At 32.4% G+C, this 26,201-nt stretch carries 24 protein-coding genes and 3 pseudogenes; 8 read left to right on the top strand and 19 right to left on the bottom strand.

Translation table 11 applies throughout. The features are described 5' to 3' along the window. Window positions 1-100: 100 nt before the first annotated feature. From AC0J6S_RS15175 to AC0J6S_RS15130, 10 genes and pseudogenes are all read right to left on the bottom strand, one after another. Window positions 101-343, bottom strand: a complete 243-nt coding sequence (locus AC0J6S_RS15175) for a transposase (RefSeq protein ID WP_474956375.1) — start codon at window positions 341-343, stop codon at window positions 101-103. 248 nt (window positions 344-591) lie between these two features. Continuing rightward, window positions 592-732: a transposase gene (locus tag AC0J6S_RS15170; RefSeq protein WP_474954581.1), complete on the bottom strand. Its 141-nt coding sequence runs from the start codon at window positions 730-732 to the stop codon at window positions 592-594. 461 nt (window positions 733-1,193) lie between these two features. After that, the gene (locus AC0J6S_RS15165; protein WP_474956374.1) at window positions 1,194-1,388 is read right to left on the bottom strand and encodes an ISAon1 family transposase N-terminal region protein; all 195 of its coding nucleotides are present in this window, start codon (window positions 1,386-1,388) and stop codon (window positions 1,194-1,196) included. A gap of 399 nt (window positions 1,389-1,787) precedes the next feature. Beyond that, window positions 1,788-2,198, bottom strand: a complete 411-nt coding sequence (locus AC0J6S_RS15160) for a BON domain-containing protein (protein WP_474954580.1) — start codon at window positions 2,196-2,198, stop codon at window positions 1,788-1,790. 318 nt (window positions 2,199-2,516) lie between these two features. Then, window positions 2,517-3,329, bottom strand: a pseudogene (locus AC0J6S_RS15155) (MlaD family protein); the annotation flags it as partial. Between the two features lie 191 nt (window positions 3,330-3,520). Beyond that, a complete protein-coding gene (locus tag AC0J6S_RS15150) occupies window positions 3,521-4,255 on the bottom strand; it encodes an ABC transporter ATP-binding protein (protein WP_474954579.1) in 735 nt (244 codons plus the stop codon). 4 nt (window positions 4,256-4,259) lie between these two features. After that, window positions 4,260-5,016: pseudogene (locus AC0J6S_RS15145) on the bottom strand (MlaE family ABC transporter permease). Window positions 5,017-5,183: 167 nt separating this feature from the next. Continuing rightward, window positions 5,184-5,870, bottom strand: coding sequence for a type 1 glutamine amidotransferase domain-containing protein (locus tag AC0J6S_RS15140; protein ID WP_474954578.1), 687 nt, complete (start codon window positions 5,868-5,870; stop codon window positions 5,184-5,186). Window positions 5,871-6,356: 486 nt separating this feature from the next. Next, window positions 6,357-6,539, bottom strand: a complete 183-nt coding sequence (locus AC0J6S_RS15135) for a hypothetical protein (protein ID WP_165150995.1) — start codon at window positions 6,537-6,539, stop codon at window positions 6,357-6,359. 179 nt (window positions 6,540-6,718) lie between these two features. Next, a pseudogene (locus AC0J6S_RS15130) lies at window positions 6,719-6,898 on the bottom strand (BON domain-containing protein); the annotation flags it as partial. 552 nt (window positions 6,899-7,450) lie between these two features. Here AC0J6S_RS15130 and AC0J6S_RS15125 point away from each other — a divergent pair. The 3 genes from AC0J6S_RS15125 to AC0J6S_RS15115 are packed head-to-tail and all read left to right on the top strand — an operon-like array spanning window position 7,451 to window position 9,697. Further along, window positions 7,451-7,849, top strand: a complete 399-nt coding sequence (locus AC0J6S_RS15125) for a PAS domain S-box protein (RefSeq protein ID WP_474954577.1) — start codon at window positions 7,451-7,453, stop codon at window positions 7,847-7,849. Then, complete coding sequence (locus tag AC0J6S_RS15120) at window positions 7,846-8,652, top strand: sensor histidine kinase (protein WP_474954576.1); 807 nt, start codon at window positions 7,846-7,848, stop codon at window positions 8,650-8,652. The genes AC0J6S_RS15125 and AC0J6S_RS15120 overlap by 4 nt, the downstream gene beginning before the upstream one ends. Beyond that, the gene (locus AC0J6S_RS15115) at window positions 8,645-9,697 is read left to right on the top strand and encodes a response regulator (RefSeq protein ID WP_474956373.1); all 1,053 of its coding nucleotides are present in this window, start codon (window positions 8,645-8,647) and stop codon (window positions 9,695-9,697) included. The genes AC0J6S_RS15120 and AC0J6S_RS15115 overlap by 8 nt, the downstream gene beginning before the upstream one ends. Window positions 9,698-10,602: 905 nt before the next feature. On the opposite strand, the gene AC0J6S_RS15110 is transcribed toward AC0J6S_RS15115, so the two are convergent. The 6 genes from AC0J6S_RS15110 to AC0J6S_RS15085 form a co-directional block, all read right to left on the bottom strand. Further along, window positions 10,603-11,316, bottom strand: a complete 714-nt coding sequence (locus AC0J6S_RS15110) for a YebC/PmpR family DNA-binding transcriptional regulator (protein ID WP_131908736.1) — start codon at window positions 11,314-11,316, stop codon at window positions 10,603-10,605. A gap of 61 nt (window positions 11,317-11,377) precedes the next feature. Further along, window positions 11,378-11,836, bottom strand: coding sequence for a hypothetical protein (locus AC0J6S_RS15105; RefSeq protein WP_474954575.1), 459 nt, complete (start codon window positions 11,834-11,836; stop codon window positions 11,378-11,380). 20 nt (window positions 11,837-11,856) lie between these two features. Beyond that, window positions 11,857-12,411, bottom strand: coding sequence for an LIC11966 family surface protein (locus tag AC0J6S_RS15100; protein ID WP_474954574.1), 555 nt, complete (start codon window positions 12,409-12,411; stop codon window positions 11,857-11,859). Window positions 12,412-12,425: 14 nt separating this feature from the next. Beyond that, window positions 12,426-14,468 (bottom strand): carboxy terminal-processing peptidase, encoded by a 2,043-nt coding sequence (locus AC0J6S_RS15095; RefSeq protein WP_474954573.1) that lies wholly within the window; start codon window positions 14,466-14,468, stop codon window positions 12,426-12,428. Window positions 14,469-14,474: 6 nt separating this feature from the next. Then, window positions 14,475-15,557, bottom strand: a complete 1,083-nt coding sequence (gene gcvT / locus AC0J6S_RS15090; RefSeq protein ID WP_474954572.1) for a glycine cleavage system aminomethyltransferase GcvT — start codon at window positions 15,555-15,557, stop codon at window positions 14,475-14,477. A gap of 430 nt (window positions 15,558-15,987) precedes the next feature. After that, a complete protein-coding gene (locus AC0J6S_RS15085; protein WP_474954571.1) occupies window positions 15,988-16,683 on the bottom strand; it encodes a LytR/AlgR family response regulator transcription factor in 696 nt (231 codons plus the stop codon). Between the two features lie 164 nt (window positions 16,684-16,847). On the opposite strand from AC0J6S_RS15085, the gene rpsF reads away from it, so the two are divergent. From rpsF to AC0J6S_RS15060, 5 genes are all read left to right on the top strand, one after another. Further along, window positions 16,848-17,189, top strand: coding sequence for a 30S ribosomal protein S6 (gene rpsF / locus AC0J6S_RS15080; protein ID WP_474954570.1), 342 nt, complete (start codon window positions 16,848-16,850; stop codon window positions 17,187-17,189). A gap of 5 nt (window positions 17,190-17,194) precedes the next feature. Beyond that, window positions 17,195-17,491, top strand: a complete 297-nt coding sequence (gene rpsR, locus AC0J6S_RS15075; protein ID WP_086454224.1) for a 30S ribosomal protein S18 — start codon at window positions 17,195-17,197, stop codon at window positions 17,489-17,491. Between the two features lie 65 nt (window positions 17,492-17,556). Beyond that, on the top strand, window positions 17,557-17,997 hold the full coding sequence (gene rplI / locus AC0J6S_RS15070; RefSeq protein WP_474954569.1) for a 50S ribosomal protein L9: 441 nt from the start codon (window positions 17,557-17,559) through the stop codon (window positions 17,995-17,997). A gap of 99 nt (window positions 17,998-18,096) precedes the next feature. After that, window positions 18,097-21,282: a TonB-dependent receptor gene (locus AC0J6S_RS15065; protein WP_474954568.1), complete on the top strand. Its 3,186-nt coding sequence runs from the start codon at window positions 18,097-18,099 to the stop codon at window positions 21,280-21,282. Between the two features lie 517 nt (window positions 21,283-21,799). Then, complete coding sequence (locus AC0J6S_RS15060) at window positions 21,800-22,081, top strand: hypothetical protein (RefSeq protein ID WP_165151003.1); 282 nt, start codon at window positions 21,800-21,802, stop codon at window positions 22,079-22,081. A 27-nt stretch (window positions 22,082-22,108) separates the two neighbouring features. Here the strand turns inward: AC0J6S_RS15060 and AC0J6S_RS15055 are convergent, their stop codons facing one another. The 3 genes from AC0J6S_RS15055 to AC0J6S_RS15045 form a co-directional block, all read right to left on the bottom strand. Continuing rightward, window positions 22,109-22,513 carry a putative quinol monooxygenase gene (locus tag AC0J6S_RS15055; RefSeq protein WP_474954567.1) on the bottom strand — a complete coding sequence of 135 codons (405 nt, stop codon included), beginning with the start codon at window positions 22,511-22,513 and terminating at the stop codon, window positions 22,109-22,111. 106 nt (window positions 22,514-22,619) lie between these two features. Beyond that, entirely contained in the window at window positions 22,620-23,693 is a 1,074-nt protein-coding gene (locus AC0J6S_RS15050; protein ID WP_474954566.1) for a serine hydrolase domain-containing protein, read from the bottom strand. 232 nt (window positions 23,694-23,925) lie between these two features. Next, complete coding sequence (locus AC0J6S_RS15045) at window positions 23,926-26,055, bottom strand: KAP family P-loop NTPase fold protein (protein WP_474954565.1); 2,130 nt, start codon at window positions 26,053-26,055, stop codon at window positions 23,926-23,928. Window positions 26,056-26,201 lie beyond the last annotated feature (146 nt).

The following is a 26,201-nucleotide window of genomic DNA, read 5'->3' as shown; positions in this document are numbered from 1 at the left end:
AATATTAGTCAGCTTTAAAAGGAAAAATGCTACGTTTCTCGCAACTCTGATTTAACTTCTAAATGCTGGATCAATCCTAAAACCTGTGGAGCGATAAAAATTAAGCATAAATATTAGTTAGTCTAAAGAGAAAGAATTCTATATTTCTCACTCCTCTGAATTGAGATCTAAAAGCTTTTATTTTATCATTGAAGGATTCCGCTGAGGCATTTATACTTCTGTTGTTAAAATAGTTCAATATGTTTTGATAATGATTTATTATTGTTCTTGATGTTCTATTGGATGATTTGAACCCAGATTGATTTACTTTTTCGTGCCATTTGGCAGGTCTGGCAAAACCAATTATTTTATTGGTTGTTTTTTCAAAAATATTTCATAAGTCTTGAGTTAGATTATATGCTTTTTGAATATAGGGATATAATTCAAACAAGAAATGGGCTTGTTCTAGTTGGTTTTTCGACTATTTTAATTTGTTTTTGTATAAGAAATAACGACTTCTTGCCAATAATTGTTTAAGAGTATCTCCATTAGTCAAAACTTCAGATTCTAACCTTTTTTTCTTTTCTTGGCTTTCTCTATAGCTTCATTTTCCTATTCTATCGATTGCCAGCGGTATTTGGTTCTTATTTCTTGTAAAGCTTCTGTAGCTAGTTTTTGTACGTGAAAACGGTCGATAACACGAGTTGCATTTGGGAAACATTTCTTGGCAATAAGGCCCATATTTCCTGCCATATCAAGAGTGGTTTCTGTGACTAAGTTTCGTTGTTTAAGAGGGATTTTACAATAATCGCAATTACCGTTTCGGCTTTAGTTCCTGCAACCATGGCCACTATAGAGCCCTTTTTGCCTTTGGCTGTTTTGTCTGTCAAAATGGTATAGAGTTCGCCATTAGATAACGAGGTTTCGCCTATTGATAAAGGTTTTCCAATGTTTTTAACAAAAAATAGCCAATCTTTTGCGTGTTTTATTTGATACCAAGATTTGAAATCACTTAGGAAATCTTTGTAGTGTTATTGTAAATTTTTACCGCTAACACCATAGAAAGAGGCAATGGCATTACAATCATTTGGCTTGGAATCTATTGATTTCTTTTAAAAAAGACGCAAACTCCTGTGTTACCCGAGTTCCGTCTGCTACTAAATTCCTCCCGAAGTTTCGGGACTAAAGACGACTTGCCCAGTTTCTTCATTGAGCTATCTTCTACGTGTGATATGAAGATATACTTGGTGTCCGCGAATTAGAAAATCTTGAACGATTATCTTGTCAAAGAATCCATTGGACCTTAATTTATTTTGTCGATACTCTTTAGGAATCGAATTAATTTCTTTTAAATGCAAATGAAGTATTTCTTCCGCTTTTTTATAAGAAGTCAATTCAAAATAATCCACAATAATCTCTGGTAATAACAATTTGTTAAGTTCGCTATAAGAATCTTGTATTTGAATCTGATTTAGAAATGCAAAAATCAACTTTTTAATATTTTCCTACAACTTTTAGAATTGATCCCTGCTATATTACAGTCTATAATAACAACTTTGTTAGTGGTTAAATTAATTTATTTTCTTCTTTTTCCATAAAGAAAAACTTTGTGTTCTAGAATTAGAAAATCTTGAACTGAAATACTATATAAAGAACCTTTTAATTTTAATTTATCTTTTGAATGCTCAGTTGGTGGTATGTTAATCTCTTCCAATTATAGATTAAATGTACCTTGATTTTGTTCCATTAATTTAAGTTCAGAATAGTTAAAATGTGATAAGAGTCATGAAGTAGTAATAATAATATCATTAGTTATGCCTGTAATTCCAATAAGATGACAAACTACATTTTTCGAAGCTTCTTTTTGGTAATTTCGCTCTAATTCGCCACTCGAGTAGACCCCAGCTATTTTTGACCAATACTGTTACCTTATCTATTGGGATGTCACAATGCCAGTTGAAAGCATTTTGAATTGCTGCTATAATATCAACATCCGTTCTTTTGTCATTAACATTACAGATTACATTGATGTTTTCAAACACTTTTCTTACACCTATTACATTTTTTGCAGTGTGCTCTGCTTCGGCTCTTTTTGCAAATATATTTACAGACCCTGTTAGTGTTACTACTCCATGTTGTACCATTACTCCAATTTTGGCAGCCTGCAAAAGAGGTTCGCAGTTGATTCCATCGACTACATTTTTTCTGCAGTTCTTCATTGCTTTTCATTTTGAAGCTTTTTTAGTTTGTAATTAAGTTCAAAAATACATTATAACTATCAGGTCTGAAATGACCTTGCTTTTTGCAATAAGTGATTTTTTTACTTTACGATTTGTTCAGTAATTCAAGCCCTTCTTTGGCTCTAGCGTAGTAACCTGAAGTATCTGTTTTGTCAAATGAATTATAAATAAAGTGTTAAATTTTAGTATTCTATTAGGTGTTTAATTTGTTAAAAAAACATTAAGTTTGTTGATATAAAAATTTATACTTGGTAAATAGTATTCGATTCGCTTCATTTTTTAGATTTAGGTATCTACTTATTTTGTTAATTCCTTTATCTCTTTTTGCTTTTTAACTTTAGCTTTTTCCTGTCTTCTAAAATACCCACGAAAAAGAAAGCTTTGTTTTATTGCTTCCTCTATTTCATTTAATTTTTTTGTACCCGTTTGAAGGTTAATTAAGGTAGAATCTAAAGTATTGGCCGTTTTTTGTCCGAGTAGTTTGGATACAACGCCTTTTTTATTATTGAGATTTGCCGAGAAAACATTTATATCTGCAGCGCTTTTTTCAAATGAAATTAAAGATCTTTCGATACTATTTGCATATGTTGGATCAGTCATCAGTTTTGATAGTGTACCGTTTTTGGTATTCATTTTTTTTGTAAATGTTACAAATTCGCTAGTTCCCGTTTCAAGGTTGTTCAATGTTTTGTTTATGTTTTCAGCAAATTCTTCGTTGGTGAGTATTTTTGATAGTGTGCCTTTTCCATTATTTATCTTATAGCTAAATTCCGAAAGTTGTTTTGTAATTATTTGGGCATTATCGATACTTTTTTTCAGACCGCTCATTAAGTCTTCCATCCCAACGGCTTCGAGCGCAGTAATCATTGAATAGTCCTTTACAATTTCCCGTGAATTTGTTCCAGGTAAGATCATCAAGACTTTGTCTCCCATTAATCCATCAGACCCTATAATTGCAGAAGCGTCTTTTTTTATGTATTGCTGAATTTCAGAACGGATAACCATATTGACGAGTACTGTAGAATCAGAAACAAAATCAATTTCTTTTATTGTTCCGATATTTATTCCCGCTAGCAATACATTATTTCCGATAGTAAGCCCATTTGCATTTTTAAAATGTGCTTACAAGTGAAAGGTCGAACCAAAAAGGTTCTGGCTTTTGCCAATAAAATAAATAGTGCCGAAAAAAACGACAAGAGATGTAATGACGAACAGCCCTAATTTCCAAGTATTATTTGTCTTTTTTTTCATCATATCTCTTTAAAATTTTTTTAGGCTAATAACTTTTGATTAGGGTGATTCTATTCGAAAAAAGAATGTACCCAATCATCAGCGCTATTTTTTAGTTCAGTATATGTTCCTTCGGCGTATATTACCCCCTCTTTTATAATCATAATTCGATTACCAGTCATTTTTGCACAACTTATGTCGTGCGTAATGATTAATGAGGTTGCTTTGTATTTTTTTTGGACTGAGAGTATCAGTTCACTAATTTCTTTTGCAGTAATTGTATCTAATGCTGCCGTTGGTTTATCATAAAGAATGATTTCAGGTTTGATAATTAAGGTTCTTGCTAGTCCAATACGTTTTACCATTCCACCTGCTAATTCTGAAGGCATTTTGTCAATTGCCTCTTCTAATCCAACGCTTTCCAACGTTTCATTGATTTGTCTATCGATTTCTTCCTCGGGTAGATTATTTGTATGATGTTTTAAAGTAAAAGCTAAATTTTCCCTTACCGACATTGAATCGTACAAGGCACCGTTCTGAAATAGGAAACCAATTCTCATGCGAATTTTATTGAGTTCCTTGTATTTTAGTTTTGTAATATCAGTACCAAAAACTTCTATTTTTCCGCTATCGACTTCTAGTAATCCAACAATACATTCAATTGTAACTGATTTACCAGAACCAGATCGACCCAGAATTACCAAAGCGTCGCCCTTATCTACAGTGAGATCTATTCCGTTCAACACTTTATTTTTCCCAAAATATTTATGGAGGTTAGTAATCGAAATTAAAGGTTTTTCATTCATGATTTTAGAAAAATAAATCGGTTATTTGAGCAGCTAATTCATCAATAATAAAAATAGATAGTGAAGCAGTTACCACCGCTGAATTGGCTGCTTGACCGACGCTTGCGGTTCCTCCAGAAGTATTAAATCCTTTATAGCACCCAATAACACCAATAAAAAATCCAAAAAAGAATGTTTTTATAGTAGCTGGTCGAAGATCTACAAAATCAAGGTGCTCAATTACTGCTGAAAAATAGCGGAATAAACTTATTTTACTATGGACATTGTAACCAATGTAGCCTCCGAAAATACCCACTAAATCAGCAACAATTACCAACAAGGGAACCATAAAGGTGGTGGCCAAAATTCGAGTCACCACAAGATATTTATAAGGATCGATTGCAGATACTTCCATGGCATCCAACTGTGATGTTACTTTCATAGCACCCAATTCAGCACCAATCGCAGAAGCAATTTTTCCAGCGCAAATCAAGGCCGTAATGACAGGAGCAATCTCCCTAATTAGTGAGAGCGAAACCATACTTGGCAACCATGACTCAGCGCCAAATTTTGTCATTGTAGGTCTGGATTGATTAGTAAAAACCCAATATACAAACCTATAATACTCTTACTAGAGGAAGGGATTTGTAGCCTGTAGTGTAACATTGACGGATGAATTCATTGAACTGAAAAGGCGGTATAAAAATCTCTCTAAAAAATCTTCCAATAAACAAAGAAAATTTTCCAGCCAGAGTTAACTGGTCTTTTATGTAGGCTATCATATTTAATATTGAATGTCACTAGTGTCCACTTAAAATAAGTTGAAAACCAGCTGGTTAGAATCAAGTTCATTGACATTATTGTAATCTGATTTCATAAGTAATTCATTTACAGGTGTTTTATCAAGTAATGATGCTGATAAAATTTGTAGAATTTCGTAGATTGTTACCTATTTTTTGCCTTTTAAGGTTTCAAGAAGCAATTTTGCCGTTGCTGCTGATGAGGCTTGATTTTGTCCAGTAATTAGCAATCCGTCTTGTTTTACATAGGATTCCAAACCGTTACCTTTATTGTAATGAGCACCGTTTTTAATCAGTTCATCTTCAAGTAAAAATGGCACTACCTTTGTTAATTTCAACGCTTCCTCTTCGGTATTAGAAAAGCAAGTAAGTTGTTTTCCTTTAACCAAAGGTTCGCCATTTTTTGCTTTTACATTGACTAAAGCAGCAGGAGAATGGCATACGAAGGCGATTGGCTTTTGATGGTTATAGAATCCTTCAATAAGATTGATAGAATTTTTATCAGTTGCTAGATCCCAAAGCGGACCATGACCGCCAGGGTAAAAAACGGCATCATAATCTTCTTGATATATAGTGCTTAGTTTTAATGAATGTGCTACGAGGTCTATGGCAATAGGGTCTTTATAGAATCTTTTGGTGTCTGCAGTTTGCGCATCTTCGGCTTCGCTTTTTGGATCAACAGGCGGTTGACCACCTTTTGGTGAGGCAATGGTTATTGTTGCTCCCGCATCTAAAAAAACAAAATAGGGTGCAGCAAATTCTTCAACCCAAAACCCAGTTTTTTCACCACTTGTTCCTAAATCTGCATGTGAGGTAAGTACGATTAGTATTTTCATATCAGTTGTTTTTTTATTTTTTATTTGAAAAAAGAGATTTGTTTGTGAGCTTTTCTTGTTCAGTTTTTAACTTTTTTTACTGTTGTATTCATGTATATTGGCGCAGTTGGCGCTTTAAATGCAAGGATTAAAAAAAGTATTTTCAGAGTAAGGATGTTTAATTTATAGTTATTTATTCGGCTTTTCTTAAAAGAGACTTTTCATTAATTATAGAAGCAAGATTTAACTTAAAAGCACTTGGTTTAAATCATGATTAACATACTTTTAAAAGTATGTTAATCATGATGCTCGAAACTATTTACCACGCATTTACTTTAACATGTTTGAAATATTCTCTAATAAATTCCTGTTGCTAATTATCGGGCTGGTTATCAGTATCGATACTTTCTGTTTTTATATTGTCAAAATGATGCTTTTCTATTAAAAAATTAAGTAGTTCCGACTTTGTATTGGTTGGACCAAAAAAGTAAAACTTCCTCAAAATCTTCAATTATGCTCGCTAACTTTTATAGTAATAATTCTGTTTTTGCTATTGTTGTTTGTTGTGCATTTCGCTTTCACTTGTTGCAAGGTTTCCTGTTTGTCTTGAACATCAAAATGAAGTAAAATTGCTTCTGTAGCCTTAAGCCAATCAGTGAAGTCTATGATTTCTGCATCAGCGCGATTCATACAAATGCATAGTTTTTAAATTATTTTCATTTGGTATTATTTAGTCTTCTTCAATTAATAATTAATTATCAACATTTATAACTACTGTTGCTTTCCACGTTATACGGCCAGCAAGCTCTTTCTGATGGGAATAATCAACAGTTCCTTTTAAGACTATATTGTATTTAGAAATTACTACTTCAATTTTTTTTACAATCTAAATTGCGATTGTTTTGTAGTGTTACCTGGAGAGTTAGTTTATCTATTTGACCTTTATTTTGAGATTTTATAGAGATAGCATTACGTGTGCCTTTTACACCAATTAGGTTAGTTATTATTACTTTAGCGGCTTCTTTTTGATAGTTCCATTCTATTTCTCCTGAAAGGGTGACCTATCCATTGATCACCTTGACTTTAATGGTATCGTTTAATGTATTCCAATTCCATCTGAAAATCATTAGTATTTCATTAGTAATTTCATTATATTTTTTCTCTTCCCTTCCGTTTAATAGGAGAACAATTTCATTACTTGTTGATTTTACACCTATAACCTCTCTTGCTATATTTTAGGCTTTTATTTACGTTGTATAATGCTCAACTATATCACTAAGCATTATTATATCATTATTTGGAACCACTACTATTTTACAATAATAAATAGCTGATGCTTGCTGTAAGCTATGTATTACATGCTCTTGTAAAATTCCATCAGTTTTCATTTTTTCTATATTGTGCTTTTAAATGTTTTATCATTCTTTGCTAAGGCAAAGTTGGAATAAATAGCAGGAGAAAGAAATGAGCTAGAGAGGTACTTTATGTGATTTATATCACTTATTATAACTATTAAAGGAGTGAATTTTACAATATATAACCCTTATCGTGAAAGTATTTAGGGGCTGGTTTAAGTTATCTTTACAAGTAAACAACGCTCATTGGATATACAAGTTATGGAAAACGCTACCTTACTACATGCCCTCGTATACAATGCCATTAACGGCATAATAATTATGGATGATGTTGGAATTATAGAAAGCATTAATCCAGTGGCATGCAAACTATTTGCTTATACAGAGCAAGAAGTTTTAGGAAACAATATCTCAATGCTAATGCCTAATCGAGATAAAGAATCAAACGATGACTACCTTCAGCATTATAAAAGTACCGATCAAGCTCAGATCATAGGCATTGGAAGAGAACTCATAGGAAGAACTAAAGAGGGATACCAATTTCCTTTTAAACTTGGTGTAAGCGAAGTAAAGAATGCTGGAAGAAGAATTTATGCCGGATTTATACATGATCTTACAAAACAAAAAAAGATGAGATACGTTTGAAAAATTACGCATCTCATTTGGAAGAGCTTGTTGAGCAACGTACAAAGACCTTGAAAGAAACTATTAAAGCACTTGAAAAATCAAAAGAAAAAGTGAGTATAACTTTAGAAAAAGAAAAGGCGCTGAGTAAATTAAAAAACCGTTTTTTATCAATGGCTTCTCATGAGTTCCGTACACCATTGAGTACAGCACAATTATCAGCATCACTTATTGAAAAATATGCAGAACCATTAGAAAACCCCAATATCGTTAAACATGCAGGAAAAATAATTGATGCTGTAACAAATTTGACTACCGTGCTAAATGATTTTTTGTACATAGAAAAATTAGAAGTAGGTAAGGTAAAGGCAAATCTAACTTGTTTTGATTTGGAGCAATTAGCCCAAGAAATTACGGAAGAGATGCAATTATTATCAAAAGGAGAACAGCAAATTCACTTTGCACATTATGGTGTTCAAAAGCGAATCAAATTGGACCAGAATTTAATTAAGAATAGTGTTATTAATTTAATTACTAATGCTATAAAATATTCTAGTGATACCTCTCGAATAGATTTTACAACCGAAATCAATGATACGCATTGTATCATTAAGGTAAAAGATGAAGGAATAGGTATTCCTGAAAAAGACCAAAAGCATTTATTTAAGCCTTTCTTTAGAGCACATAATACGGGAAACATTCCCGGAACCGGACTTGGTTTAAATATTGTCGCCCGGTACATAGCTCTTATGGAGGGAGAAATTTCTTATAGTAGTGTTATAGATAAAGGAACATTATTTACGTTAAAATTTTCAAATACATGAGCAAATACTAGTAATAGAAGATAATAAAGAAATAAGGGATAATATAGTTGAAATACTTGAATTAGCCAATTATGAAGTTACCGTAGGTAAAAACGGCAAACAAGGTCTTGAAATTGCTATGACAGATATACCAGATATTATTTTATGTGATATTATGATGCCCGACCTGGATGGTTATGATGTATTATACCTTATTAATAAAAATGCTGAAACATCCAATATTCCTTTTATTTTTATTACTTCTAAATCGGAACGATTTGATTTACGCAAAGGAATGGAAATGGGCGCCGATGATTATCTTACCAAGCCATTTGGAAGATTAGAACTCTTAAATGCAATCGAAATCAGATTAAAGAAAAAAGATTTGCAGCATGATTTTTATAGCAGATCGCTAGAACAACTGGATAATCTAATTCCTAAAAACGAAGGATTGATTGAATTAAAAAAAATCATTGCCGAACGTAAAAGTAGGTTATTCAAGAAGAATAAAGTGGTATATTATGAAGGGGATAGTGCTACAGGTATTTATTTAGTGCTTTCAGGGAAAATTAAGACGATAAAGATGACTGAGGAAGGACGTGAACTAATGACGGGTATTTACCAGACAGAAGATTTTTTTGGGAATAATGTTATCCTTTGCAATAAACCATACGATGATACTGCAACTGCTTTAGAGGACAGTTCTTTATTCTTTTTTCCTAAATCACAGTTTGATGAGTTATTACGGCTTTATCCAGATGTTTCAGGAAAGTTTCTTGAAATTCTATCCAATGAAATCCGTAATAAAGATGCGTACCTCTTGCAACTCGCCTATCAATCAGTACGGAAAAGAATTGCAGAAGCGATACTACGTATGTTTAAAAAAAGCAACAGTGCAATTGACAGTGTTAGTATCAGCAGGGATGATCTTGCTGCATTGTCCGGAACAGCCATTGAAACGGTTAGCCGCACACTTACAGAATTTAAAAATGAAGGTCTAATTGAAAAAAAAGGGCGTTTGTTAAAAATCCTGAATCATGATAAAATTAGTAAAATGATAAATTAGGATCTGGAAGCTCATACTGCAAGGTACTTTTCTTTCAGGTAGTTCCCTTTTTTCTAAAATTAATTTTAGGATAATAAATCCAATCATTCCTGCTGCTATTGCGCAAATTCCAGTGATTTTAACTACTTGATTTCAATTCAAAATGACTGCTAAATTTTTCACTAAAAATTACTCTTTTTCACTAGTTAATTAGTATTCAAATATTCTTCAATATTACCCTTTATTTATCCCTCTTTTTTTTTCTCAAAGATTCTTTGGATATGCAAATGAAAACTGCACATTAAGTTAGGCTATATTTTTGTAATTAATTTGATCGTTAAATTCTTCAATAGTTGCATCATTCAAAGCAGAGTGCATTCTTTTTCTGTTGTGCCAAATTTCAAAATATTGCTTCACAGTTCGCTATCGCTCGGGTATTGAAATTTTTAACCAATACTCCGAAGTGCTATTGTTATTATAGGACTTCGGTATCGTTGGTGGATTGAAAATAAATCAATGTTATCTGTTCTTTGATAGCAATTTTCGATGCTGGTTTGCAGTGATTGTTTGTTTTTTGCATCGGTAACATCTTCCATTCCTCACTTGAAACACTTTCACTTTTTTTAATTGGTTATAGTTGTTCATTGTTTTGAATGAAACTATAAATCATCGAGCGCTCTTGGAAAAGGGCAATTTCTTTTTTAATGTATCTCAATATAAATCAGCGTTTTGAGTCTTTTTTCCAATTCGTTAATTTTTCTAGTTCGGGACTTAGTTTTAAATTTCCTTTTCCAGGAAAGCTCCTTTCTCGAAACATCTCGAATTTTTTGCGTCAATTATACAACTGAAGTACTGTTACTCTTTATAAGCTAAGATTATTTGTTAACTCTGTTTGATTGCTAAGTTAGCATGTCCACATAGGAAATCTATGCTTCTTCCATAGTGTGATACACGTTCATTACATCATCATCTTCCTCCAGTTTTTCAATTAGCTTTTCGATGTCAGCCATTTCAGCTTCTGTTACTTTCTTAGTGATTTGGGGTATTCTTTCAAATCCGGAAGAAAGAATTTCCAATCCTCTGTTTTCTAATTCTTTTTGGATGGTTCCAAAGCTTCCAAAAGGCGCATAAATTAATATGCCGTCTTCATCTTCAAAAACTTCCTCAGCGCCAAAATCGATTAATTCCAACTCTAATTCTTCAGGATCCATCCCGTTTGCTGGAATTCTAAAGTTACAAGTATGGTCAAACATGAATTCAACGGAACCTTGCGTTCCCATAGTTCCGTTGCATTTGTTAAAATAACTTCTAACATTAGCTACCGTTCTGTTATTATTATCCGTAGCAGTTTCCACTAGAATTGCGATTCCATGAGGCGCGTACCCTTCAAATAAAACTTCTTTATAATTGGCTGTGTCTTTATCAGTTGCTTTTTTAATGGCACGTTCCACATTTTCTTTTGGCATATTCACAGCCTTAGAGTTCTGGATAACAGCTCTTAATCTGGAGTTGGCATCTGGATTTGGTCCGCCTTCCTTTACAGCCATTACAATATCTTTTCCAATTCTGGTAAATGCTTTGGCCATTGCTGACCAACGTTTCATTTTTCTTCCTTTTCTAAACTCAAACGCTCTTCCCATTTCTATTTCTTATTTTGAACTGCAAAAATACAGTTATTAGTTATTTTTTCAAATATTTTTATTAATCAATTGGAACGTGTTTTGAAATAAAATTTATTCCGGTTGTATTCCAGTTATTGATCGCGTTGGAGCGCTCTGTGTTGAACTTTGTATTGAGTTTATTATACGTTCCTACTTCTTTATTCAAAATGTTTAAAAGCGAATTAAAATTATCAATTTCTGCTTTAGATCTTGCATTTGCGGCTTTGTCGTCCATTATTTTTTTACTTTCCTGAAATTTTTGGTTCAGCATCATAAAAGCAACAACTCCCGGAGCGAATTCTACCGCTTCTTTTTTGCTGAATTCCAATACTTTTTTGGTAGCATTCACAAGCATTACATCATTTTTGTAGGCTTTAAAGGTCTTTAGTTTTTCTAAACCTTCATTCGAATATTGTTCCAGAGCATTGCTGTTTTGTTGTATTGCATTCAAATTGTTATCAGCAATTGCTTTCATCAATACCGATTCTGTGAAATTCACTTAAAAAAAATTAGATATAATTAGGTATGATTTTCAAAAACTTCATTAGATATTTTCATTTTTTTGCCCAATTCACTTTTATCTTCCCCAATTTGAATCCCATATTTATTGGCAAATATTTTTTGGTTAGCATTCAATTTGTCAACTTCTTCATTATTTTTAGTATTGACTAGATCTCTTGCCATAATAAACGCTTCCATATAATCGTAGGATTGTTCAGCGACTTCCTGCATGTTTATTATTTTGTCGTATTCCTGATTGATTTGCTTTTCAGAAATTACTAAATAGGCCAGAAGCTGATTTTTATATTCCACATCCCCTTTGTAACCGTCTTTCAAAGCTTCTATTTTTTTAGTTGCGGTTTGTATACTTTTTACCAATGTTTTTCGAGTAACATCAATTTTTCGGGCATTTTTGCTATGTGCCACAGCCGAAGTGTATTTCCAAGTTGTTCGGGAAATAATATCAGTTTCCTTGCTGATGTAATTCAAATAGTCAACGGGAGTTTTGAATTCCTGCGCATTAGTAAACGTTGTAACGAGCAAAAGTAAGAGCAGGGTAAAGGTTGATTTCATATTTTAGGGTTGACTTATTTGATTAGAGTTCTGTAATCATTCAATATTGCAATTGCTTCTTCTAAATACGGACTGTTTTTCAAATTTTTAATTTTGTAAGTATTACTTTCTTGCTGAAAAGTATCGAATTTTAAATTCTCTACATCATAGGAATTATTCGAAAGAGTAAAATCACTTTCACTTTCTACTATTTTTTTGACTTTTCCCCAAAGGGAGTCAATTTCATGTACATCATCAAACACATCTTTAAAAACTAATCGTGTTGGTTTTTTAGGATTGTTATAAAGTGCATTAATCTGTTCATTTGCTACATTAATTTCATTAAAACGAACATTTGCTTTTACTCTTTTTTGGCTTAATGCTGTTAGTTGTGGGAAATAAGTTCGTGGCAAAGGACTGAATCTCGCCTTGGTAGTAATGTTATCATTTTTCAAAGCTGTTTTGTAACTGTCTTCACGAGGAGTAATACTGTCAAATAAAATCGGTAGCGCAATATCGGGTATAATTCCTTGGATTTGATGGCTTTTGCCGGAAACTCTGTAGAATTTTTCAATTGTTACTTTTACAAAGTCCTGTTGGTTTTTTTCGTCCAAAGGCAAAATAGCCTGCATTGTAGCTTTTCCTAACGAGGTGCTCCCGATGATCATTCCGCGGTTGTAATCTTGGATAGCAGCTGCAAAAAATTCGCTTGCTGATGCAGAGTTTCCATTTATCAGCACTACTAAAGGACCATTGTAAACGCTTCCGCGATTAAAATCTTTCAAGATCGTTTGTTGGTCTTTACTGTCTACTAAAACGGATAAAGGACCTATGTCGATAAACATTCCGGCTAATTTTATCGCTTCTTGTATAGAACCGCCACCATTATTCTGGAGATCAATCACTAAACCTGATATGTTATCTTTTTGAAGTTTTATAATTTCTTTGGCAACATCATCAGCACAACCTTGGACGGAATTCCCATCAAAATTCGAATAAAAACTGGGAATATTGATATAACCTATTTTAGCTTCTTTTTCGGCAATAAAACTATACACTACATTACCTGTCGCTTTCATTACTTGCTTTCTGAGAAATACAGTTATGACAGCTCCGTTTTTTTTCTGAATGGTTAATTCAATGTCAGTATTGGAATCTAAAAAAATCAATTCTCCAATTTTTTCAATGGAAGAACAGGAAACCGTGTAAGTGGTTCCTTTAGTATTGGAAACCTTCAAGATAATATCGCCTTTCTCAAATTTATTGGTTTTCGCCACTGGCCCGCCTGGAACTATTTCCCGTATCACAATTTCTTCTTTGTCATTAAATCCAACATTCAATCCTAAAGAAAGCTTACTGGTGGACAAACCCGACATGAAACTGGATTTTGCGGCCAACGAAAAATAATTAGAATGTGGATCAAAATAAGTACAAAACAAATTTAAAAAAGTATTCTGTAAATCACTTTCTATTCGGCCTTTAGTCTCTAAAATACTGTTTACCTGACACAAATTAGCATCAAATAACTTTATTTTAGTTATTTTTTCGAGAGTGGTAAAATTTTGATTTAACGAATCTAAATTTGAACTTAGCTTTGAAATATCTTCAAGGATATCATATCGAATTCTCTTTTTCCAAACTCGTTCTAAATCAGTTGCAACTAAATCAAAAGGAAATTTTTTCTTCGAAAATTTTACGGAATCAGTAGAAGTGTAATCAAATGATTCTTTCTGTATTTTCTCTAAAACTTTCTTTTTTCTGTTTAAAGCCAAAGTGTAAACAGCAACGAAATCATTCATGAAAGAACAATTATTTTGCAAAATGTAATTGTCCAGTTGGAGTCTGTGTTCGCGAAGTTTTTCGTATTCAATTTTGGTAAATAAATTTCGGTTCGAATCCAAAGCATCCATAAAACCATCAAAAACAAAAACCGATAAACTGTCGTCTACCGGTTTAGGTTGATAATGTTCGCGTTGTAATATCGCGTTTATTTTAGAAAGTGTTTCACAAGTTTTTGCTTCATTTTGACCAAAAAGTGAAAATGTAGTCAGCAAAAATGCAAGTGAAAGTTTCTTCATTTATTTTTATTTCTTGTAAAAAGGTAATTTCACCACTTTGGCCGGAACATCATTTTTACGGATTCTGATAAAGATATCACTTTCCAAAGCACTATTTTCAACAGTTACGTAACCCATAGCAATTCCTTTATTCATCGATGGTGACATCGTTCCCGAAGTTACAATCCCGATTACATTTCCGGATGCATCTACGATTTCATAATCATGTCTTGGCACCGCACGTTCTTGCATTTCAAAAGCTACCAGTTTTTTAGTAACTCCGGCTTCTTTTTGTTTTTTCAGATTTTCTGAATTCGTGAATTCTTTTGTGAATTTTGTGATCCATCCCAAACCAGCTTCCAGTGGTGATGTCGTGTCGTTGATGTCATTTCCGTACAAACAAAAACCCATTTCCAATCGCAACGTGTCACGAGCTGCAAGACCAATTGGTTTGATGCCAAAAGCAGCACCTGCTTCAAAAACTTTTTTCCAAATTTGTTCTACTTCTGAATTTTTGCAATATATCTCAAAACCTCCTGAACCAGTATATCCTGTAGCCGAAATAATTACGTTTTCAATACCCGCAAATTCACCCACTTCAAAATGATAATACGGAATCGCTGATAAGTCTTTTGAAGTTAACGATTGCATTGCTTCAACCGCTTTTGGTCCTTGAATAGCCAATAGAGAATAATCATCCGATAGGTTTTTCATCTCCACACCCAAATCATTTTGAGCTGAAATCCAATCCCAATCCTTGTCAATATTCGACGCATTTACGACTAATAAATACTGCTCGTCCTTCATTTTATAAACCAGCAAATCGTCTACAATTCCGCCGTCATTGTTTGGCAAGCAAGAATATTGCGCTTTTCCGATGGTCAAAGTCGAAGCATCATTTGAAGTCACTTTTTGAATCAAAGCCAATGCATTTGGACCCGTAAGCAGGAATTCACCCATGTGAGATACGTCAAAAACACCCACGGCATTGCGCACCGTTTCATGTTCCGCATTCACTCCTTCATATAAAATGGGCATATTGTATCCGGCAAACGGAAGCATTTTTGCTCCCAAACTCTCGTGTATGTGCGTAAGCGCAGTATTTTTCATTGTGTTTTTGTATATAAATTGACTGCGCTAAATTATCAATTTTATTTCGGGTAACAAAGTTGTGAAGGGCAAAGTTTGAGGCTTCAAACGTTTTCGAAAGAAACGATACTTTATTCTCTCGGTTTATAGGCGGTACATTAAAACAAAATTGGCTATAAAGTAATTTTTAGACTTTAATTACTCACTATTATTGGTAAATAAACCTTCTATTTATAGGAAACAGAATGAGGTTTTCTTGGATTTAATTTTTAAATTGTTCTTTTCATTCGATAAATCTATATGGTATTTTATAAAAAGACCTCTAAAGTTGACAACTTTAGAGGTCTTTAATTTATAATGATTTACAGAAAGTAAAGCGCTGAATTTTTAGTAGGTAGATAAAGTTAGGGATTCTAATTTTTGTAGGTTAATATATTTGTGTGTTACAATGTTACGTAAAAGACAATGCTTTGACCAAATCTTCTTTTTTATTTCTGCTTAAAGGGATTTTTGTTATACCAATTTCAGCGAATTTGCTGTTAAAGCGTTCAACTTTGTCTATGTTTATAATGTAGGATTTGTGTACTCTAATGAATTTTTCTTTTGAAAGATCGTTTTCAAAGGATTTCATGGTTGAAAGAACTAAATTACTGTCATCTTCAGTAACTACCTTTACATAATCGCCAAATGCTTCAATCCATTTTATTTTTGAAGTGAAAATTTTCAATTTTTTTAAGTTGCTTTTTATGAATATGTGTTCACCTTCATCCTCTTTATTTTCTTTTTTGAGCAAATGAAAATCTATTGCTCTTTTAACTGACGCATTAAAGCGATCGATTGCAATTGGTTTTTGAAGGTAATCAGTAGCATCATAATCAAATGCTTTCATGGCATATTCAGCCTTTGAAGTAATGAAAATAATTTGTGGCTTTACTTTTAAGCCATCCAGAAAATCAAAACCGCTGATAACCGGCATCTCGATATCAAGAAAAATTAAATCCACATTATGAATGGACATACAACTTCTTGCTTCGATTGCATTAGAAAAATCACCTATTAAATGTAAATTTTGATGATTATTAACTAACTTAGCGATAATCATTCTTTGGATAGAACTATCATCCACCACGACACAGTTTAGTTTCATAATTTTGTATTTTAGATTTGGCTACGTAAACATACTACTTTTTTATTAAAAAAAAAGAATAGAGCCGATTTTTTTTACCATACATCGAATAAAACAAAATAAGACTTGTTTGTTGAGAATTATTGTTTACTTTTGCACCCAAAATAACATATAAATATATATTTATGAATCATTATGAAACTGTTTTCATTTTAAATCCCGTTTTATCTGAAGTTCAGGTAAAGGAAACAGTAAGCAAATTTGAAGATTTTCTTACTAGTAGAGGAGCAGAAATGGTGTCTAAAGAAGACTGGGGCCTGAAAAAAATGGCGTACGAAATTCAAAACAAAAAAAGTGGTTTTTACCATTTATTCGAATTCAAAGTAGCAGGAGAAATTCTTATTGCTTTTGAAACTGAATTTAGACGTGATGAAAGAGTAATGCGATTCTTGACTGTAAGTCTTGATAAACATGCTATTTCTTGGGCTGAAAGAAGAAGAACTAAATTAAAATCTACAAAAGCTTAATTATCATGGCAACATTACAACAATCGGCTTCAGGAAAAAAAGATGGAGATATCAGATATCTTACGCCTTTGAACATAGAAACTAACAAAACTAAAAAGTATTGTCGTTTCAAAAAGTCAGGTATCAAATATATTGATTATAAAGATGCTGATTTCTTATTGAAATTCGTTAATGAGCAAGGAAAAATTCTTCCTCGTCGTTTAACTGGAACTTCTTTGAAATACCAAAGAAAAGTATCAGTTGCAGTAAAAAGAGCACGTCATATTGCTTTAATGCCATACGTGGCCGATTTACTAAAATAATAAAATAACTCAGTTGTTGGTTTTCTGAAACATGAAACCTAACTTCTATAACAAAGGACAACAACATGGAACTTATATTAAGACAAGACGTTCAAAACTTAGGATTTAAAGATGATATTGTATCGGTAAAAAATGGTTACGGTCGTAACTTTTTGATCCCACAAGGTCACGCACATTTAGCTACTTCTTCTGCAAAGAAAGTATTAGCTGAAAACCTTAAACAAAGAGCGCATAAAGAGGCTAAAGTGGTAGCAGATGCAAAAGCATTAGCTGAAGCTTTAAAAGCTATCGAAATTAAAATCTTTGCAAAAGCAGGTGGTGAAAAATTATTTGGTTCAATCACAAATATTGATATTGCTGCAGCTTTAGCTAAAGGTGGTCAACAAATCGAAAGAAAATTCATCACAAGCGGAATCGTTAAACGTACTGGTAAATATAATGCTAGTGTTCGTTTGCACAGAGATGTTATCGTTGAATTAGATTACGAAATTGTTGCTGAAAAATAATTTTTAGTTAACATATTGTTAATAAAATATAAAAAATCACTCTTCGGAGTGATTTTTTTTTGTTTAATTTCGCGCCATAAACAACACAAATTCAAATAAATGAGAAAATTAATTACATTATTACTAATTTTTAGTAGTTTTTACTCAGTGATTGGGCAAACAACTACTTCAAGTATTAAAGGACTTGTGAAAAGCTCCAACAACGAGACGCTGCCCGGAGCTACAGTGCTGGCAATTCATACTCCAACCGGATCTAAGTATTCTGCTTTATCAAATGAAGACGGAAGGTTTAGCATGTTGAATATGAGAATTGGTGGTCCTTACAAAATTGTAGTAACTTTTGTAGGTTATCGAAGTGAAGAGTTTAATGATGTTTACCTTGATTTAGGTAAGGTTTTCAGTCTTGATGTTCTTTTAAAAGATGAAAGTCAGAAATTAGATGAAGTGAAAGTTACTGGTGCTAAAAATAAAGTTTTTTCCAGTGGCCGAACTGGTGCTGAAACAACAATTGGACGAAGAGAATTGACTACTTTACCTTCAATATCAAGATCAGCTTCAGATTTTACCAGATTAGAGCCTACAGCAAGTGGCGGTTCTTTTGGTGGTAGAAATGAAAAGTTCAACAACTTCTCTCTAAATGGTGCAGTTTTTAATAATCCTTTTGGATTAGATGCTGCAACTCCAGGGGGGCAAACTGGAGCTCAGCCAATTTCATTAGACGCAATTGAGCAAATCCAAGTGGCTACGGCACCTTATGATGTGACTTTATCAGGCTTTACGGGTGCATCTGTGAATGCAGTTACGAAGTCAGGAACAAATGAATTTCATGGTACAGTTTACGGTTTCTTTAGAAACCAAGATATGACGGGAAATAAAATAAAAGGAGAAAAGATTTTTGTTCCTTCATTAGAGCAAACTCAAGCTGGTTTTAGTATTGGTGGACCGATTATTAAAAATAAATTATTCTTCTTTACAAATTTTGAAATTGATGAAAGAAGTGACTTGGGATCAAATTTTGTTGCCAATAATGGGGATGCAATAACAGGTGTTAATGAATCCAGAGTTTTAGAAACAGATTTGATTAATGTTTCAAATGCGTTGTCTTTATTAGGATACAATACGGGTGCTTATCAAGGTTTCTCTCATAATTCAAACTCAAGAAAAGGGATTGTAAAATTAGATTGGAATATCGATGATAATAATAAATTGGCTGTTATATATAACTTTTTGGATGCTTCCAAAGATAAGCCAGCTCATCCATCTGCATTGGGATTTAGAGGTCCAAATGCTTCTATCTTGCAATTTCAAAACTCAGGATATCAAATCAATAATAAATTGAGTTCTTTCCTGTTAGAGTTGAACTCTAAGGTAAATGAAAAAGTGTCTAATAAGTTACAGGCTGGTTACACGCATTTTGATGATTTTAGAAATCCATTTTCTTCACCAGCTCCAGTAATTAACATTCAAGATGGAGCAGGATCAAATTATATTATTGCAGGTCATGAGCCATTTTCTATCAATAATACATTAGATCAAAAAGTTTTTCAAATTACAGATAACTTAAATTATACGGTTGGAAATCACTCTTTCACCTTTGGTGGTTCATTTGAAAAATTCCAATTTCAAAATTCATTTAACCTTGCTGGTTATGATAATTTTGGTACTTTTGGTACATTGGGTAATTATTATGGAACATTTAGTCCTTATCCTAGCGTAAACTCATTTTTAGCAGATGCTTCAGCACCATTGGCTACAAGTTTTATTAAACAAAACCTTGTTTATGCTCAAAATCAATTTGATGCCAAAAACTCTTTTGGAGTAGGTGAAGATAATGGCTGGAAATTATCAGAGCTAAATGTAGGTCAAGTTGCATTTTACATGCAGGACGACTGGAGTGTAAATGATAATTTTAAATTTTCATTTGGTTTAAGAGCAGATAAACCATTGTATTTCAATACAGCTGATTTGATTCAGAAGTATATAGATACTGAAAATGGTTCTACTAGAAATAATGCTACACAGTATTATGATCCTGAGACAGGTAATCAAGTTTCTTTGCTTTCAACAAAATTACCAAGCGATAGATTGCTTTGGTCTCCTAGACTTGGATTTAATTGGGATGTAAAGGGAAACAAAACAACACAACTTCGAGGTGGAACTGGTATTTTTACAGGAAGAATTCCTTTTGTTTGGTTAGGGAATCAAGTGAGTGGTGCTGATGATGGTTTTTTCCAAATTATGGATCCGGATTACAAATGGCCTCAGGTATGGAGAACAAGTGCAGGACTTGATCATAAGTTTGAGAATAATTACATTGTTACTGTAGATGTGTCTTACAATAAAGACATAAATGGAGTTCATGTGCAAAACTGGGGTTTAAGAACACCATCGGGAATTCTTGCGGGTGTTGATAACAGGTTAATTTATGATAATGCTACGGACAATCAAAGTAACAATGCTTATGTAATGACAAATTCTGATAAAGGAAGTGCGTTTAACTCTTCTGTTAAAGTTCAAAAGAATTTTGATAATGGTTTGTTCGCTAGTTTAGCCTATAACTATTTGAAATCTCAAGATGTGAATTCAATTGAAGCGGAAATTACAGGTGATGCTTTTGCGTTTAACCCAGCTTTAGGAAACGTAAATAATGCTGTTTTATCTAATTCTAAATATGGAGATACACACCGTTTTATTGGTGTAGCTTCAAAAAAATGGAAATATGGAAATGACAAATGGGCAACTACTGTTTCAACTTTCTTTGAATATGCTCAAGGTGGCCGTTTTAACTACATTTATGGTGGAGACATTAATAATGATGGATCAGGAACAAATGATTTAATTTATATCCCAACATCAGCTGAGATTAATTCAATGGCTTTCTCAGGTGCAGGGCAAGGAGCAGCTTTTGATGCATTTATCGGTCAAGATGACTATTTAAACGAAAGGAGAGGTCAGTATGCTGAGCGTTACGGAGCTTTATCACCATGGAGAGGAAAATGGGATTTAAAAGTAATGCAAGATTATAACTTTAAAGTTTCCTCAGCTTCTTCTAAAACCAATACAATTCAATTTAGTATTGACGTATTAAATTTAGGAAATTTATTAAATTCTGATTGGGGATTAGTGCAGGTACCAACAAGCGTTCAGCCAATTGGTGTATCAGTAAATCAAACTACAAAAATACCAACCTATACTTTTAATGGAACTCAAACAAAAACCTTCAACTATGATGCAAGTTTATTGTCAAGATGGCAAGCACAGTTTGGAGTAAGATATATTTTCTAAAACTAAATAAAATATATATTTTAAGCCGTCTCAAAATTTGAGGCGGTTTTTTTATGTTTAGACAAGAATTTTTTGATTGATAGTTATTAAATTTACATGGTGTTAGCAATCTTTTCTAATGGTAGGATTAGTTATTTCTAATCTTCTAAATATGATATGCTATAATTTAAATGAAATTTTGAGGATGTGAACTTACTAAATTTGTTAAACTAAGTACTGAAACAGTATCTTCTGGATATAAAGGGTTTCTTTTTCTTGAAGTTGCAGAAAAACCAATAGAAGTTTGCTTCAGAAAACCATTTTTTTGATTTGTTTCTGCATCATCTAATCGTAGAGCCCAAATATGTTTTAAGGTTTTTGGCTAATAATTAATTTATTACTTTGCAATGGTAATATCTATTGCGCCATTTCAGATGCAGGAGAATATACTCCACTAGCCGTAAATGAATTTGAAGACATTGGTTAATTTTGCATTGCTAAACTACTATACTTTATAATTAATTAAATTTTTACAATTATGACAGACGAATTTAAAAGCATTGATAAAGAAGATATCGCTCTTCTTAAATTTCCAACAACTGATGTTCTTGACGATGTTGATGAAATAAAAACTAGAATAAGTGAGATCAATAGAGCGTTATCGCTTGGGAATCTAGAGCATTCGAAAATTAAAATTTTCTTTGAAGATGATGAATCCAAAAAAATAGTAGATACTACCGTTTGGGGTGTTACAGACAAAAATGTGATGTTAAAACAAGGTGTGATGATTCCAATTCACAGAATATACAAGTTGTTTTAGTGTATATTCTTTAATTATTTGGGAAGGTCATTTTTCCATCTTATTAGCCGAGCCAATTAGAGTTACATCTACAAGTTCCAGAGATTTAACCATATCTTTAACTGTCTCCTTATATTTCTTAAAATGAGTTGTTTCTATATGAGATTTGTATGCCGTTGTATCAGCATATATTTCAAGTATTGTGATGTGTGATGGTTCGGTTTTGTCAGCAACGGCGTAATACGTTAATACACCAGGTTCAAGACGAACTGCAGTAGTCATTTGTTCTTTTAACGCAATATTATAATTGTCCAATTGCAACGGATCAACTTTAATTTTTGCCAATCTTACCATTTGAATTTTTTCCTGAGCCAGAGTATTTGTGCTAAAGGAAAGTATAAATAAAGTGACTACAACAGTCAGTAATTTATGGGTTGGTTTAAATGTTTTCATATCTATTGTGTTGAAGTTTACATTATAATATTTAAGATTCCTTTTTGATATTTGTCAATAAGTTGCTTGCTTTTGTTTGTTCATGAGCGCACTTTTGACTTTATTGTTATTTATTTTCTGTTAGGTATAAATTTGCTATTTCTTCGATAAAATTTTCTGGACGAGAACCCACTAAATTTGTCAAAATCACCACTGAAACATTGTCTTTTGGATAAATGTATAAAGCATTTCTATTACCACCTAACGAGGCAATTACAGGGTTTTTAACTCTTGAAGAGGAATAAAAACCAATCGAACTTTGATTCAGAAAACCGTTTTCTTGATATATTTCTCCATTTTCTAATCGAATTGGAGTCCAAAGCGTATTTAGATTTTCAGCATTAATTAATTGATTACTTTGTAATGCGATTATCCATTGTGCCATTTCAGTTGCCGTTGAATAGATTCCGCCGGCTGGATACAAATTTGAAGGCATTGGTTGATACACATTGGTTAGAACATTATTTCTAAAATAAGAATACGGCTTTGCGGAGTGCTTAATTATGTTGTAAAAATCTCCAATCCCAGCTTTGATGGAGTTCTTCATTCCCGCTTTTTTATACTGGTTTTCTGTAATGAATTTTTCAAATGACTGTCCACTTATTTTTTCAATAAGCATTCCAAGTAGCAGGTTATTGGCTTGACTGTCTCTGAATTCTTTACCAGGTTTAAAAATAAGCGGTAATTCTTTTATTTTTTGGAATAAAGTTTCACTGTTTTCAGACAGCATATTTCCTTGTGAATCCCAAATTTCAGGAAGTCCTGACTGATGAGTTACTATTTGTTTTACGGTAATATTTTGCCAAGTTTTAGGCAGCTTATCCAAATATTTTGAAATAGGTTCGTCAAGATTTAATTTACCATTTTCGACTAATTGCATAATCGCAACTCCTGTGAATGCTTTAGTAATAGAATTAATGCTAAAAACAGTTTGGCTATCCACCGCAATTGAATCTTCAATAGATGCTAAGCCGTAATGACTTGTTTTAACAATAGCATTATCTTTAATTACAGCTAATTGCAAACCAACAATTCTGTTTTTTTGCATCAAGTCTTTAATCGCATTATACACTTTGTCAGCTTGAGCATAAGTAGCATTGCAAGCAGTAAAATAGGCAAGGAGTAGCATTATTTTTTTCATGTTTTTTTGTTTTATTTGGGTGGTTTTAAATAGTCTGCGGATATTTCTTATTTGAATTTTCTCATGAAGACTCCGAAGTCGGTAAATTTTGGAGAGCTAACATTTAGTCGCTTGGCGAGCTTGGGGACTTCGTGACCGATTAAATTCCGCTAATATAAAATTTCTTGCGAAACGTAAATGCGAATTTCCCACAAGTCTCGCAATCTTGCAAAACCGATGTTATATGCCGTATTTATTGTTCAGTTACTTTATTTGCTAGTTCGTACCAATGCTTAAACTGTCGTAATGCATTAATTTCTGTTTGTCCTTCGTCCATGTCATTAAATATAACTTCTTCTTTTTCAATTTCAATTTTATACTCTAAAACTAATGATTTGTAAAATTGTTCAACATCAAAGTAATTTTTGATTAGATCGAAACTTTCTTTTTTGAAGTCAGTTTTATATGGATTTGGATTGATTGAACTATGTATCAAGGAAGTCAAAGCAAATACAATCGTTTTGGTAAAGGCAGGATTATTTTCTATCAATGTATTTACATATTTGTATAATTCGACCGAGTCTTTTTCATACCAATAATTTAAAATACTAAAAATGTAGTTGTCGTAGATTTCAAAAATAGTAGTTCCTTTACCTATACAATCATTTAATGCTCTATTTAACAGAATTTCGTTGAGTTGCTTGTATGCTGTTTGATCAAATAGTTTGTCTTCTTCATCTCTTCCAACTTTCAACCATCGTAATATTTCTTTTGAGAAATCGAAAGGAGTGTCACTTGATAATAAATCTTTTGCGATGTTTAACTGGTTCTCTTTGTTTGGATTATATTTTATAAGTCTATATATCGTAATTGCAGCTTGAGATTTTGGACTTGATGCTCCAAAAGTAAAAGCATTTATTATTTCTGGAAATTGGGTTTGATTTTGAGTAATTAATTTAATTACTTTAATGTTTGTTTGTGCATCAAAATTTTCTTCATAAAAATTTAATTTATTTAAAAACTCAAGACCATCAATTTGATTCAAGATTTCAGAAAGTTCCAAAGACAATTCATCTAATGTTTTGCTTGATATAGACTTGATGAAATCATCGAAATATATATCTGAAAGTTGATTATCTGGTACGCTATATAAAAAATACCGATTAAAATATTTCGCTGATCCAATTTTCTTTTCTTTTGTCCATTTTGTTTCACCTTCATGAACATATGAATTATGTAATGCTTCGTTTATTCTTGGAAATAATTCAATAAGGATATTAGTTATCGCTGTTGTTTCTCTTTTAGAAATATCTGAATTTAAAATGGTGAATTGGGATTTAAACTCTTCAACTTTACTTGAATTAGTATTTCCACCAAATGATTTATATGATTCGATAAAAAAATGCGAATTATTCTTTACAAAATCATAATGCTTTGGGAAATATATTTTTACAGCTTCGAATAAAATTAGGTCAGAATGATTTACTTCTCCTTTTAGCAATGGCAATAAAAAAGATAAGGAATTTGCATACCTAACTGCAAGTCGAGGCGTAGTAATTTTGAGTAAAATATTTTGGGAGATTAAATATCCTACATGTTGTCCCTCAGTTTCAGAAAGTATAATACCACTCTCTTTTATTACTTCGTTAATTAGCTCATATGTATAATTAAGTAAAGAACTAGATAAAGCTTTAGGAATTCTTAATGGAACTTGTATAATTTTCTCTAAAAAATTATATCCCGATATTTTGTCGCCATTAGCATATCTTTCCCCAATTGCTGACGCTACCATTTCATCATCAAAAGATAGAAGATAATAAGTATTTGAAAAATCACCAGTTAGTTTAACGAGTTTAAATATTGCAAATAACTCTTGTTTATCAAGTCTGTCTATATCATCAATTACAATCACAACTTTTTTGTTGCTTTCCTTAAGAAAGTCGTTAACACGATTTTTGAGTTCTTCAAGAGCTGTATCAGATAATGACTCTCCTATTTTAGATAAGTCAATATTAAGCACACTTCCAGCACTTCCATATTTTTGGACAAACTTTCCAATTTTCTCCTTTAAATTATTTAATTGCTTGTCTAATGCTTCTGAAATATTCGTTAAAAAATTTAGAACCAAGGTTTCCTCTGTTGTGAACCGCCATGGATTAAATTTTATAACTATGATATTCGAATCAAGATTTAATTCTTTTTCTAAAATATTTAAAACTGATGTTTTTCCTTCTCCCCATGCTCCATAAATTCCGATTACTAATCCATCATCACTTTTTCTATTAATTATAGTTTCTGCAATTCTTTTCGAAAAATTATATCGTTTAAATTTATCTTCAGCAGGAGTTGAAATTGGTTTGTCAGAATTATAGATGGTTTTCATGATTAGATCGGTTTTAATATGGCACAAAACTTGTGTATATGCGCTACAGCGCAGCAATATAGTAAACAAATATATTAAAATTTTCTTACAAATTAGTAATCAGCTTTTTTATTCTAATATGATTTATAAGAGATTCTAAACTTTTA

The organism is Flavobacterium sp. TS_SC_5 (assembly GCF_056156265.1).
The sequence above is the reverse complement of the archived record's forward strand: the minus strand, read 5'-3'. Positions and strand labels throughout refer to the sequence as shown.